Origin of the sequence: Nocardioides sp., assembly GCF_036267815.1 — a bacterium.
GTDB lineage: Bacteria > Actinomycetota > Actinomycetes > Propionibacteriales > Nocardioidaceae > Nocardioides.
On record NZ_DATAVI010000065.1, the window covers coordinates 71,374 to 84,377 of the forward strand.

General features: G+C 73.1%; 11 protein-coding genes. All 11 read left to right on the plus strand.

What is annotated here, in order from left to right; all coding sequences use genetic code 11:
• Positions 1–8 precede the first annotated feature (8 nt).
• The 11 genes from VHW64_RS14985 (at position 9) to VHW64_RS15035 (ending at position 12,958) form a co-directional block, all read left to right on the plus strand.
• Positions 9–1,217, plus strand: a complete 1,209-nt coding sequence (locus VHW64_RS14985) for an allantoate amidohydrolase (RefSeq protein WP_329651374.1) — start codon at positions 9–11, stop codon at positions 1,215–1,217.
• Positions 1,214–2,623, plus strand: a complete 1,410-nt coding sequence (locus tag VHW64_RS14990) for a formimidoylglutamate deiminase (RefSeq protein ID WP_329651375.1) — start codon at positions 1,214–1,216, stop codon at positions 2,621–2,623. The genes VHW64_RS14985 and VHW64_RS14990 overlap by 4 nt, the downstream gene beginning before the upstream one ends.
• On the plus strand, positions 2,620–3,777 hold the full coding sequence (hutI, locus tag VHW64_RS14995; RefSeq protein WP_329651376.1) for an imidazolonepropionase: 1,158 nt from the start codon (positions 2,620–2,622) through the stop codon (positions 3,775–3,777). The genes VHW64_RS14990 and hutI overlap by 4 nt, the downstream gene beginning before the upstream one ends.
• Positions 3,778–3,932: 155 nt before the next feature.
• On the plus strand, positions 3,933–4,085 hold the full coding sequence (locus VHW64_RS15000) for a hypothetical protein (RefSeq protein WP_329651377.1): 153 nt from the start codon (positions 3,933–3,935) through the stop codon (positions 4,083–4,085).
• Positions 4,086–4,122: 37 nt separating this feature from the next.
• Complete coding sequence (locus tag VHW64_RS15005; protein ID WP_329651378.1) at positions 4,123–7,062, plus strand: helix-turn-helix transcriptional regulator; 2,940 nt, start codon at positions 4,123–4,125, stop codon at positions 7,060–7,062.
• 102 nt (positions 7,063–7,164) lie between these two features.
• Positions 7,165–7,407, plus strand: coding sequence for a hypothetical protein (locus VHW64_RS15010; RefSeq protein WP_329651379.1), 243 nt, complete (start codon positions 7,165–7,167; stop codon positions 7,405–7,407).
• 65 nt (positions 7,408–7,472) lie between these two features.
• Positions 7,473–8,558 (plus strand): cupin domain-containing protein, encoded by a 1,086-nt coding sequence (locus tag VHW64_RS15015; RefSeq protein WP_329651380.1) that lies wholly within the window; start codon positions 7,473–7,475, stop codon positions 8,556–8,558.
• Positions 8,555–9,436 (plus strand): sucrase ferredoxin, encoded by an 882-nt coding sequence (locus tag VHW64_RS15020; RefSeq protein WP_329651381.1) that lies wholly within the window; start codon positions 8,555–8,557, stop codon positions 9,434–9,436. Before VHW64_RS15015 ends, VHW64_RS15020 begins: the two co-directional genes overlap by 4 nt.
• Positions 9,437–9,478: 42 nt before the next feature.
• Positions 9,479–10,891, plus strand: coding sequence for a cytochrome P450 (locus VHW64_RS15025; RefSeq protein WP_329651382.1), 1,413 nt, complete (start codon positions 9,479–9,481; stop codon positions 10,889–10,891).
• 64 nt (positions 10,892–10,955) lie between these two features.
• Positions 10,956–12,254: an MFS transporter gene (locus tag VHW64_RS15030; protein WP_329651383.1), complete on the plus strand. Its 1,299-nt coding sequence runs from the start codon at positions 10,956–10,958 to the stop codon at positions 12,252–12,254.
• Positions 12,255–12,400: 146 nt separating this feature from the next.
• A complete protein-coding gene (locus tag VHW64_RS15035; RefSeq protein WP_329651384.1) occupies positions 12,401–12,958 on the plus strand; it encodes a hypothetical protein in 558 nt (185 codons plus the stop codon).
• Positions 12,959–13,004 lie beyond the last annotated feature (46 nt).

The window sequence follows — 13,004 nt, forward strand, 5'->3', positions numbered from 1 at the left end:
GGGCGAGTGTGCCTGATCACTTCGAGGAGATGTGGCGCGCGATCGCGCCGGTCGGCCGGTCCCAGCGCAGCGGCGGCTACTTCCGGCAGCCCTTGACTGACGCGGAACGGGAGCTCGACAGCTGGTTCGTCGAGCAGGCCGGGGCGCGTGGCCTGCGCCTGGAGTCCGACCCGTTCGGCAACCGGATCGCCTGGTGGGACAGCGGCTCCGGGCCTGGCGTCGTCACCGGCTCGCACCTCGACTCCGTCCTCGACGGTGGGGCCTACGACGGACCGCTGGGTGTCGTGACGGCACTGGCGGCCGTCGAGGTGCTGCGCGAGCGCGGGTTCCGTCCGGCGCGGCCGATCGGCGTCTCGGTGTTCGTCGAGGAGGAGGGCTCCCGCTTCGGTCTGGCCTGCCTCGGGTCTCGGCTGGCGACCGGCACGATCGCCTGGGAGAACGCCCGCGACCTCAGCGACCGGGACGGCGTACGACTGGACGATGCGATGGCGGCAGCCGGGCTCGACCTGGAGAATCCCCAGCCCTGGCTGGGATCTGGGGCTATCGGGTGGTTCGTGGAGCTCCACGTCGAGCAGGGGCGCGACCTGGTCGACCGGGGCGCGGCGATCGGCGTCGCGAGCCGGATCTGGCCGCACGGGAGGTACCGCGTCGAGATCTCCGGGGAGCCCAACCACGCGGGAACGACGCGGATGGAGGACCGCCGCGACCCCATGCTCACCTACGCGATGACCGCCCTCGCGGCGAACAAGCACGCGCGGCTCGCGGGGCAGCGCGCGACGTTCGGACGAGTCGAGACGACGCCGAACTCCACCAACTCCGTGCCGTCGCAGGTGACGGCGTGGCTCGATGCCCGATGCGAGTCGGACGAGGCGCTGGCGGCGCTGGTCGGGACGATCACGCGGCAGGGCGCCGAGCGCGCGGCGCGGGACGGGACGACGCTGACGGTAACGGCGGAGTCGGTGTCGGGGGCCGTGGACTTCGACCCCGACCTCGCGAGGCGGATCGCCGTCGACCACGAGTCCGGAGACTGGCCGGTGCTGCCCACCCAGGCCGGCCACGATGCCGGCATCCTGTCCGCGCGCGGGATCCCCAGCGCGATGCTGTTCGTCCGCAACCCGAGCGGGATCTCCCACTCGCCGGCCGAGCATGCCGAGGTGCCGGACTGCCTGGCGGGGGTCGACGCCCTTGCCGAGACCCTCGCGAGGCTGGCGTCGTGACCCGCCACGGTGACCGCGCGTCGTACCTCCTGGAGCGGGCGTGGGTGGGCGGGGCCGTCCGGGACGACGTACTGGTGGAGATCGCGGACGGACGTTTCACTTCTGTCACAGTTCCTGGCCTCTCCTCGCACTTCCCGGGGGTTGCAGCGGCCAGTAAGCGCCAAATCCCCCGCTTCAGCGGGGGATTTGACGGCGGCGGCAGCGGCGGCGAGAGGGGAGACGCGCCCACGCGGCTCGGGGGGCTCACGGTGCCCGGGCTGGCGAACTGTCACAGCCACGCGTTCCACCGCGCACTGCGGGGGAGGACGCAGCGCGACCGGGGGACCTTCTGGACCTGGCGCCAGCAGATGTACGACGTCGCGGCGCGGCTCGACCCGGACTCCTACCACGCGCTGGCGACCGTCACCTATCGCGAGATGGTGGCCGCCGGCATCACGTCGGTCGGCGAGTTCCACTACCTGCACCACCAGCCCGACGGCACGCCGTACGCCGAGCCGAACGCGATGGGGCTGGCTCTCGTCGAGGCGGCCGGGGCGGCGGGCCTGCGGATCACCCTGCTCGACACCTGCTATCTCAGCTCCGGCTTCGGGGCCCCGCCCGAGGGCGCGCAGGTGCGCTACGACGACGGGAGCGCGGAGGGCTGGGCCGAGCGCGTGCGCGGTCTGAGCGAGGACGACGGCAGCCGGATCGGCGCGGCGGTCCACTCGGTGCGCGCCGTACCCCGTGACCAGCTCCCCAAGGTCGTCGAGGCGGCGTCGGGTCGCCCGCTGCACGTCCACCTCTCCGAGCAGGTCGCCGAGAACGACGCGTGTGTCAGGGAGTACGGCGCCTCGCCGACGCGCGTCCTCGCCGAGGCGGGAGCCCTGGGTGCGCTCACCACGGCCGTGCACGCGACCCACCTGACTCCCGACGACGTCCGGCTCCTGGGCGACAGCGCCACCTTCTCCTGCTTCTGCCCGACCACCGAGCGCGACCTCGGCGACGGGATCGGTCCCAGCCGCGCCCTCCATGACGCCGGCAGCCCGCTGACGCTGGGCAGCGACAGCCAGGCGGTGATCGACCCGTTCGAGGAGATGCGCGCGGTCGAGCTCGACGAGCGTCTGGCCAGTCAGCGGCGCGGCCACTGGACGGCGTCGGAGCTGCTCGCCGCGGCGACCCGCCACGACTCCCTCGGCTGGGACGACGCCGGCGAGATCGCGGTCGGACGCCGGGCGGACCTGGTCACCGTCGCGACCGATCGCGTGCGGACCGCCGGCACCGGGGCCGACGAACAGACCTTGGTGTTCGCCGCGACCGCCGAGGACGTCACCCACGTGATCGCCGACGGCCGGGTGGTCTTCGTCGAGGATGACCGCGAGCGCCTCGGTCGCGACCTCGACCGGGTCGTCGGCAGGATCTGGGCATGACCGCGACGCTCATCACCAACATCGGCGAGCTGGTCACCAACGACCCCGACGCCGACGACCTGCTCGGCGTCGTCAACGACGCGGCGGTCGTCGTCGACGGAGCGACGGTCGCCTGGGTGGGCCGCGCGTCCGGTGCGCCGTCCGCCGATGCGCAGGTGGACGCCGGCGGGCGGGCGGTGCTCCCCGGCTTCGTCGACTCCCACTCCCACCTGGTCTTCGCCGGAGACCGCTCCGCAGAGTTCGCGGCCCGGATGGCGGGTGAGTCCTACGCGGCGGGTGGGATCCGCACGACGGTGGCCGCGACCCGCGCGGCCAGCGACGATCAGCTCACCAGCCATGTCGCCCGCCTCGTCCAGGAGATGCTCCGGCAAGGCACCACGACCGTCGAGATCAAGAGCGGCTACGGCCTGACCGTCTCCGACGAGGCACGCAGCCTCGCGGTGGCCCGGCAGTTCACCGAGGAGACGACGTTCCTCGGGGCGCACGTCGTCCCGGCAGACACCACGCCGGAGGAGTACGTCGCGCTGGTCACCGGCCCGATGCTGGAGGCCTGCGCCCCCCACGCCCGGTGGGTCGACGCGTTCTGCGAGCGGGGCGCCTTCGACGCCGACCAGTCCCGGGCCGTCCTCCAGGCCGGTGCGGCGGCGGGGCTGCGCGGACGCCTGCACGCCAACCAGCTCGGGCCCGGCCCCGGCGTGCGCCTGGCCTGCGAGCTGGGGCTGACCGCCGTCGACCACTGCACCTACCTGACCGACGACGACGTCGCGGCGCTGGCCGAGACGGGCACGGTCGCGACGTTGCTGCCGGGCGTGGAGTTCTCGACGCGCCAGCCCTACCCGGACGCCAGGCGTCTGCTCGACGCCGGAGCCAGGGTCGCGATCGCCTCGGACTGCAACCCCGGGTCATGCTTCACCAGCTCGGTGCCGCTGTGCGTCGCGCTGGCGGTGCGGGAGATGGGCATGACCCCGGCGGAGGCGGTCCACGCCGCGACGGCCGGCGGCGCCCTCGCGCTGGACCGGCGCGACGTCGGCGCGCTGGTCCCCGGCCGGCGGGCCGACCTGGTCCTCCTGGACGCTCCGACGTACGTCCACCTCGCCTACCGTCCGGGGGTCCCGCTGGTCAGCGGTGTCTGGGTGGCAGGTCGCCCCGTCTGAGGCTCGCGGAGCCCGTCTGAGGTAGCTCGATCCATGGTCCCCGGATCGTCTGAGGTAGGCCGTCGCCGGAGATAGGGAACGGTGCCGATGTGTGGCCCTACCTCAGGGAGGGAGTCTCTACTCATCAGCCAGCACGACCAGAAGGGATGAGTGGGATGAACGACCTTTTCCTCCTCGAGCCGGAGTACCACTACCACGCCGACCGCACGCGCGGTGAGCTCCAGCCGGTGCGACACCGCAAGTGGCGCCGTCGGCTGAAGTGGGACGGCCCCAGTGGGGCCACCGACGAGAAGAACTGGATCAACTGAGATGCCGGTGTCCGTGGTCCCCGCCAAGATGGACCACATGACATCGGAGTTGGTCGGACGAGATGCCGAGCTGGAGCAGCTGTGCTCCACGCTCGGCATCTCTGCGTCCACCGTCCCGGCCGAGCGGGCCGCTGTCCTGCTCGCGGGCGACGCCGGTGTCGGCAAGACCCGCCTGCTGACCGAGCTCCGCGACCGTGCGGTCGAGCAGGGCTGGCTGGTGCTGGCCGGTCACTGCCTCGACTTCGCCGACAGCGCCCTTCCCTACCTCCCCTTCTCCGAGATCACCGGCCGTATCTCCCGTGTGCTGCCCGACCTCTTCGACGAGGTTGCCGAGCGCCACCCCGCCCTGCTCCGTCTGCTGCCCGGCCAGCGGATGTTGAGCAAGGCCACCGACCCCGAGTCGGTCCCCGCCGACCAGGCGGCCCTCTTCGACGCCGTCCACGCCCTGGCCGAGTGCGTGGGCGAGCGCCAGCGCCTGCTGCTCGTGGTCGAGGACCTCCACTGGGCCGACCACTCGACGCGCGACCTGATGAGCTTCCTGTTCGCCCGGGGCTTCGAGTCCCAGGTCGCCCTGGTCGGCTCCTACCGCACCGACGACCTCCACCGCCGCCATCCACTCCGGCGCCAGGTGTCCACCTGGGTCCGGATGACCGGAGTCGAGCGGGTCCAGCTCGAGCCCCTGCGTCGCGCCGACGTACGTCGGCTCGTCGAGCAGCTCAGCCCCGAGCCGCTGTCGCAGGAGCGGCTCCGCGACATCGTCGGCCGCGCCGAGGGCAACGCGTTCTTCGCCGAGGAGCTGGTCGGTGCCACGCACGTGCGCACCGGCCGGATCCCCGAAGACCTCGCCGAGCTGCTCCTGGTCCGGCTCGAGACCCTCGACGACGCCGCGGTGACGGCGGTCCGCGCCGCCGCCGTGGCCGGCCGCCGGGTCTCGCACGCCGCGCTGACCTCGGTGGTCGGCCTCGAGTCCGGCGACCTCGACCGGGCCCTCCGCGACGCCGTGGACGCGCACGTGCTCGTGCCGACCAGTGACGACTTCTACCGCTTCCGTCACGCCCTGCTGGCCGAGGCGGTCTACGACGACCTCCTGCCCGGAGAGCGGGCCTCTCTCCACGCGGCGTACGTCCGCGTGCTGCTCGACGGTCGAGCCGCCGGCACGGCGGCCGAGCTGGCCCGCCATGCGCGCTTGGCCAAGGACTTCCCGACGGCGCTGACCGCCAGCCTCCGCGCCGGTGACGACGCGCGCGGTGTCGGCGGCGCGGAGGAGGCGGCCCAGCACTACCTCCAGGCGCTCGATCTGTGGTCCGACGCGCGGCTCCTGGACCCGGCGCAGGAGGCCGGCCTCGACTACCCCCGCCTGGTCGGCCTGGTCTCCGAGGCGCTGATCGCGGCCGGTCACCCGGCCCGAGCCCTCGGCGTGGCCCGTGAGCAGCTCGAGCACCTCCCGGCCGACACCGAGCCGTCGGTGCGGGGGCAGATCCTGGGCGTCGTCGCTAGCTCGCTCTACATGACCGAGACGCTGGAGGATCCGCTCGCGCTGACCACCGAGGCGCTGTCCTTGGTCCCCGACGAGCCCACCCGTGCCCGGGTGAAGGTGCTGGCGATCCACGCACTGATGCTGGGCCGCGCGAGCCGCTACGCGGAGGGCCGCGAGGTCGCGATGACCGCCGCGGCCCTGGCCGAGCGGCTCGACCTGCCCCGCCTGGCCAGCGACATCCAGACCACCCTGGTGAGTCTCCAGCGCATGGACGGCTCCACCGAGTCGCTGGTCGAGGCCTTCCGGTCCGCGATCGCCGGAGCCGTCGAGGCGGGTGCGTCCAACACCGAGCTGCGCGCGCTCCTCCTGCTCGGCAACCATCTCCTCGACAGCGGCGAGTTCGCCGAGGCCGAGGAGACCCTGAGCCGGGCCGTGACCCGCGCGAAGGCCGAGGGCACGCCCTGGGTGCCCTACGCCGCGGAGGCGCGGTGGCTGCACGCCGTCTCGCTGCGGATGCAGGGCCGGTGGGACGACGCGCTGCGCGTGCTCGACACCTCCATGGAGGTCGTCCCGCCGATCTACGAGGCCGTGCTGGGCGCGACCAGGGCGCAGATCCTCGTGGGACGGGGAGATCCCGCGGGTGTGGCGCTGGCGCGCGAGCTGCGCCCGTTCTGGCGCGAGGAGGGGATCGTCGCGACCACCGGCGGCACCGCGGAGCTCGAGGCCGCCGAGCTCGCCGGAGACCAGGACACCGCCGCCGAGCTGTACCAGCTGATCTGCGAGATGCTCACCAAGATCTGGCACCCGCTCTTCCAGGCCCGGGTGCGACTTGCCTCGGTCACGCTCTCGGCGTTCGCCCAGGGAGCGGCTCGTCGCAGCGCCGGCGAGCGGCTCGCCGACGCACCGTTCGTCGCGGGGGTCGCCGACGACGCGCACGCCGTCTACGACCGCCGCCAGACCCACGCCGGGAGCTCGTGGGGGCCCGAGAGCATGGCCTGGGTCGCCAGGGTCGACGCCGAGCTGCTGCGCTGGCGCTGGGTGGCCGACGTCGAGCCGCCGTCCCAGCGCGAGCTCGTGGCGGCCTGGCGCGGCGTCGAGGCCCGGTTCGAGACGTTCGGCTCGCCCTACGAGCTGGCCTCGGTCCGAGCCACCCTCGCCGAGGTCCTGGCCGCGACCGGCGACACCGCCGGGGCCGACGTCGTCGCCGAGGCTGCGGTCGCGGCGGCCGAGTCGCTCGGGGCCAAGCCGTTGCTCGCCCGGCTCGGCAGGCCGGGTGCGGCGCCGAGACCGGTCGCCGGGCACGGCGTCAGCCTCACGCCGCGTGAGTCGGAGATCCTCGCCCTGGTCGCCCAGGGCCGCAGCAACGGCGAGATCGGCAGACAGCTCTTCATCAGCACCAAGACGGTCTCGGTCCACGTCTCCAACATCCTCGGCAAGCTCGGTGCCTCCGGTCGCACCGAGGCGGCGGCGATCGCCCGACGCGACGGGCTGCTCGGCTGAGCCTCATCGGCCAGGATGGTCAGGCGTGACAGCGCGAGGGTTGGGGTACGACCTCCTCGAGGGCGCGTTCGTCCTCGCCCTACCCCTCGAAGGAGACCACCCATGACGACCACCCCTGAGGAGCCCGCAGGCGGGCTCAGCGACGACGACATCACGGCCGGTGGCACCGGCGTCGACGAGCCGACCACCGGCGACGCGGACGGCACCGACGGCACCGATGGCGACGGCACGGACGGTGACGGCACCGACGGCACCGACGGAACGGACACCGACGGCACGGACGGCACTGACGGCGACGGGACCGACGGTGACGGCACCGACGGCACCGACGGGAGCGGGTCCTGAGCTCCTCGCTCGACCTGCTCAGCGGCGACGCCCAGACCTTCGCCACGAAGGTCTGGGCGTCGCGGGTGCTCATCCACCAGACCGAGCCCGAGCTGCTGACCGCCCTGCTCGCACTGGCCGACGTCGACCACCTCCTGACCGAGACCGCCATTCGGGTCCCGGCCGTCCGCGTCGCCCGTGACGGGAGCGTCCTCGCCGAGTCCGCGTTCGTCCGCAGCGGCGTCACGGTGGCCGGCAAGCCGCTGACCGGCCTGGTCGACCCGCGCAAGGTGCTGGCGCTCTACGACGCCGGGGCGACCGTGGTGCTCCAGGCCCTCCAGCGGTACTGGCCGCCGTTGACCGGCCTCGTGTCCCGGCTCGAGCTCGAGCTCGGACACCCCTGCCAGGCCAATGCCTACCTCACCCCGCCCGGGTCGCAGGGGTTCGCGGTGCACGAGGACCCCCACGACGTGTTCGTGTTCCAGACCCACGGCACCAAGCTGTGGGAGATCCACCACGCCGACGGCGACCGCCTCTGCGATCAGCATGCCGGCTGCCGGGTCGACGACGTCTTGATGCGTCCCGGGGTCTCGATGTACCTGCCGACCGGCACCCCGCACGCCGCCAGGGCCCAAGACACCGCCAGCCTCCACGTCACCGTCGGGATCAACCAGCGCACCTGGTCCGACCTTCTGCGGCAGGTGGTCGAGCCGCTGGTCGAGGAGCTGGCTACGGTGCACCTGCCGGCCGGAGTCCTGGGCAGCCCCGACGAGCTGGCCGCCGGTCTCGCCGAGCGGCTCGAGGCCTTCGCCGACGCCGTACGCCGGGTCGACACCCACGACGCGGTCGCCCGCGACGCCGAGCGGTTCCTGTGCAGCCGCAACCCGCGCTCGTCCGGGGGCCTGCTGGCCCGCTCCGCGGCTCGCGAGCTGACTCCCGAGAGTGCGCTGCGCCGCCGACCGGGCGTGCCGTGCGTCGTACGGCAGCGGGGAGATCGCCTGCTCCTCCTCCTCGGCGACCGGAGCCTCGACGTCCCGGCCTGGCTGGGTCCAGCCGTCTCCGAGCTCCGGCCCGGAGCCGTCCTCCGCCCGCGCGACCTGCCCCTCACCGAAGAGAGCGCGGTCGTGCTGTGCAGACGCCTGCTGCGCGAAGGGCTGCTCGAGCCGGCATGAGCGAGCGGTGCAGCGTCGCGGCTCGCGCGCGCGGTGACGAGCTGGCCGGGACGGCCACCCGGGTGAGCTCGTTCCTGCTGGTCGAGGACGCCGGCCCGTGGGGCGAGGTCGCGCTGCGGGACTCGCGGCTGCCCGACGACGTGGCCGCCTGGCTCCGTGCCCAGGCGGAGGCCACCCGGGTGCGGATCCTGTTGATACGTCGCCCGGGACGCACCACCCGCACCCGGCCGCGGGTGTTCGCCGTTCGCTCAGGGCAGTGGTGCGAGCGCGCCGAGCTCGACCGGATCGACGACGTGACGACCCTCGACGTCGCGGCGCTCGCGGCCGGGAGGTCGGTGGGCCTGGAACCTTGGGGCGAGCCGCTGGTCCTGGTGTGCACGCACGGTCGCCACGATGCCTGCTGTGCCGAACGCGGTCGGCCGCTGGCGGCCGAGCTGGGTCAGATCGAGCCGGGCCGGGTCTGGGAGTGCTCCCACCTGGGCGGTGACCGGTTCGCCGGCAACGTCCTGGTCCTTCCCGAGGGCCTCGGCTTCGGGCGCGTCGACGTCGCCGCGGCCGCCCGCCTGCTCGCCGACCTCGACCGGGGCGAGCTCGACCTCGACCTGCTGCGTGGTCGGTGCACCCTGCCGATGGCAGCGCAGTACGCCGAGGTGCAGCTGCGCCGCGAGCTCGCCGAGGTCCGCGACGATGCGCTGCGCTGCACCTCCCTACGACGGGTCGACGGACTCATGCGGGTGGCGTTCGAGCGCGAGGGCACGACGTACGACGTGTCGGTGCGCACCGTCCCCGGCCCGCCCGCGACCCTGACCTGCCGGGCCGCCGGCACCAACCCGGTGCCGCGTCACGAGATCATGTCGGTCACCACACCCGCGGGCTGAGCCGCACACATACTCCTAGTATGGCGACGGATCGGAGTCGCCATGACCACGCTCGACAACACCCCTGGCCAGCCCAGCACCGCGGCCCTGACCGCGCGCCGGTTCGAGCGGATGCGCCCGTTCGGCGGGCAGGAGGCACCGCGGTTCGCGACCCGCGGGCTGCCGCCAGGTCCTCGGTGGCCGGTCTGGCTTCAGAGCGTGGCCCTGCTGCGCTTCCGCCACCAGTTCGTGCCCCGCATGTGGCGGCGGTACGGCGACGTCTTCACCGTCCGGGTGATCCCGGGCGGGCGGCCGCTGGTGCTCTTCACGCGGCCCGAGCATGCCAAGGAGATCTTCGCCGGCGATCCCGAGGTGTTCCACGCGGGGAAGGGCAACGCCATCCTCGGGCCGATCATGGGTGAGCACTCCCTACTGCTCCAGGACGGTCGCGAGCACCAGCGTGCCCGCGCGCTGCTGATGCCGGCGTTCAACGGACACGCGCTGCGGGGGTACCGCGGCCTGGTGGAGGAGGTCGCGCGCGCCGAGGTGGCGCGGTGGCACTCCGGCGAGGAGTTCCGCAGCCTCGACCGGATGAACGCGCTGACCCTGGAGGTGATCCTGCGCGTCGTCTTCGGGGTCACCGAGGAGGCGCGGCTCGCGCCGCTGCGACCCTGCGTCACCCGCACGGTCGCCATCAGGCCGGCCGTGCTGCTGGGCTGGGGCTACCCGGTCCTCCAGCGGTTCGGGCCCTGGCGCAGGACGGTCCAGAACGCCTACCGCCTCGACGAGCTCATCTACGCCGAGATCCGCGAACGGCGCTCGGCGCCGGACCTGCCGCGGCGCGGCGACGTCCTCTCGCGGCTGATCCTGGCCGGCTCGGGTCACGAGGACGGCGCGCAGACGGAGCGGCTCACCGACGAGGAGCTGCGCGACCAGCTGGTCACCCTGCTGCTCGCCGGGCACGAGACCACCGCCTCGGCGCTGTCGTGGGCCCTGTACGAGCTCGGCCGCGACGCCGGAGAGCTCGCCCGGGCGCGCGCGGCCGCCCGGTCGGGCGACGACGCCCACCTCGAGGCCGTCCTGAAGGAGGCGATGCGGCTCCACCCGGTCATCCCCATGGTCGTGCGAACCCTGATGCGGCCGGCGACCGTGGGCGGCTGGGACCTGCCCGCTGGTGCCACGGTCGGACCCTCGATCCTGGTCGCCCACGCCCGTGCCGACAACCACCCCGACCCCGGGCGGTTCGCGCCCGACCGGTTCCTCGGCGCCAACCCGCCGGTCAACACCTGGATCCCCTTCGGAGGCGGCGTACGCCGGTGCATCGGCGCCGGGTTCTCGCTGATGGAGGGCGTGGAGGTGCTGCGCCAGGTTCTTGCGACGTACGCCGTGACAGCCGTGGGGACCGACCGGCCACGGGTCCGCAACATCACCAGCGTCCCCCACCGAGGCTCGCGGGTCCGGATCACGAGGGCATGAAAGTGGTCACGGGTTGCCCCATTTCCGACTCATGTCCCCGTCAGGACCGTCACAATCAGGTGTTATGGCATGGGGGGCTCGTCTTCGTGCGCTCCGGATGGATCTCGGGCCGTTCCGAGAGCACCGGGACTTCCGCCTGCTCCTGACCGCCGGGACGGTCTTCTATCTCGGCGGGATGATGACCTACGTCGCGATCCCGTTCCAGATCTACCAGCTCACGCACTCCAACTTCGCGGTCGGCGCGGTCGGCCTGGTCGAGCTCGTGCCCCTGGTCGTCTTCGGCCTGTACGGCGGCGCCCTGGCCGATCACGTCGACCGCCGGCTGCTGCTGATCTGGACCGGCATCGCGCAGGCGGCGTTCACGGCCTGGCTCTGCATCAACGCCTTCTCGTCGCACCCCGCGCTGTGGGAGATCTTCGTGGTCTCGGGCCTGCTGTCCTCCGCCTCGGCCCTTCAGCGGCCCTCGCGCGAGGCGCTGCTGCCGCGCACGGTGCGCCACGACGAGCTCACCGCCGCCAACGCGCTCTCGAGCTTCGGCATGCAGGCCGGAGTGCTGGTCGGGCCCACGATCGGCGGACTCATCGTCGCCTCGGCCGGGCCCGGCTGGTGCTTCCTGGTCGACATCGTGGGGCTCTTCGCCGCCTCGATGATGTACGCCGCGATGCGCCGCTACCCCCATGTCGGCGAGACCGAGGCGCCCAGCCTGGCCGGCATCGGCGAGGGCCTGCGGTACGCGCTGAGCCGGCGTGACCTCCTCGGCACCTACGTCGTCGACCTCGCCGCGATGCTGCTGGCGATGCCGGTGGTGCTCTTCCCGGCGCTGGCGCAGAAGGTCTTCGGCGACCCGCACCTGCTCGGGCTGCTCTACTCCGCCGAGACCGTCGGGGCGCTGCTCGCGACGGCGTCGTCGGGCTGGACCCGCCGCGTGCACCACCACGGCCGCGCCATCGTGCTGGCCGCGGTGACCTACGGCGCCTTCATCGCCCTGGCCGGCTGGGCGCCGTCCATCTGGCTGGCGGTGCTGTTCTTCACCCTGGCCGGTGCGGCCGACATGATCTCCGCTGTCTTCCGCGGCACCATCTGGGCCCAGACCATCCCCGACACGCTGCGGGGACGCCTGGCCGGCATCGAGATGCTGAGCTACTCCGTCGGCCCGCTCGGCGGCCAGGTCCGCGCCGGCGTCGTGGCCGACCGCTGGACCGTCCGCGGCTCGATCGTCAGCGGCGGCGTCTCCTGCGTGGCCGGCGTGGCGCTCACCGCCGTCTGGCTGCACGACTTCTGGCGGTACGACGAGCGCACCGACGAGTTCGCCCAGGCGCAGCGTGCGGCCCGGGTGGCGGTGGCGGAGACCGCCGGCCCCTGAGCGGCGACGTTCACGGGCCGCGGAGCGCTGCCCGGACACCGCGGCGAGCGGGGCAGCGAACCTGCTCGCAAGCCCCCGGCACCCCGGCGTTTGGGTCTGGGCGCGCAGTCCGAGACAATGGCGACCTCGAAGGAGGTGGCGGCACCGTGTCGGCTGATGAGAACCGCCCCGTGCTCGCCGGGCTCGCCGCGCTGGTCGGAGTCGCGCTGGCCGTGGGCCTGATCGCGTCCGTCGCGGTCGTGGCGGGGGCGCACGTGCTCGGGCTCGGCGGCGGTCACGCGGCCGCGGTCGGTGCCAACGACGGGGCGACGATGATCGTCCCCAGGCCGGGCAAGACCCAGTCCGCCGACGGCCCGTCGATCACCCTCGGCTCCAGCCCGACGACGTCGACCACCGATGGCGGCAAGGCGCCGACGATCAAGAAGCCGAAGAAGCAGATCTCGCTCCAGGCGGGCGAGACGTCGGTGGCGCCGATGGGCCGCATCGATCTGAGCGGCACCTACCCGGGCGGCGAGGGCGAGGTCCTCAACGTCCAGAAGTTCAGCAACGGCTCCTGGCAGGACTTCTACTCCATCTCCACCGCGGTCACCAACGGCACCTTCTCGACGTACATCCAGACCGGCACGCCGGGGATGAACCGCCTCCGGGTCATCGACAGCGACACCAAGCTCGCCTCCAACGAGGTCCGCGTCCAGATTCGCTAGCGCCGCCACCGATAGTACGGATCAGGAGACTGGTCTTGGGCGACCT

Coding starts and splice junctions, on each gene's coding strand:
- hutI (WP_329651376.1), top strand. CDS start 2,620: ATGACCGCGACGCTCATCACCAACATCGGCGAGCTGGTCACCAACGAC.
- VHW64_RS15000 (WP_329651377.1), top strand. CDS start 3,933: ATGAACGACCTTTTCCTCCTCGAGCCGGAGTACCACTACCACGCCGAC.
- VHW64_RS15005 (WP_329651378.1), top strand. CDS start 4,123: ATGACATCGGAGTTGGTCGGACGAGATGCCGAGCTGGAGCAGCTGTGC.
- VHW64_RS15010 (WP_329651379.1), top strand. CDS start 7,165: ATGACGACCACCCCTGAGGAGCCCGCAGGCGGGCTCAGCGACGACGAC.
- VHW64_RS15020 (WP_329651381.1), top strand. CDS start 8,555: ATGAGCGAGCGGTGCAGCGTCGCGGCTCGCGCGCGCGGTGACGAGCTG.
- VHW64_RS15025 (WP_329651382.1), top strand. CDS start 9,479: ATGACCACGCTCGACAACACCCCTGGCCAGCCCAGCACCGCGGCCCTG.
- VHW64_RS15030 (WP_329651383.1), top strand. CDS start 10,956: ATGGCATGGGGGGCTCGTCTTCGTGCGCTCCGGATGGATCTCGGGCCG.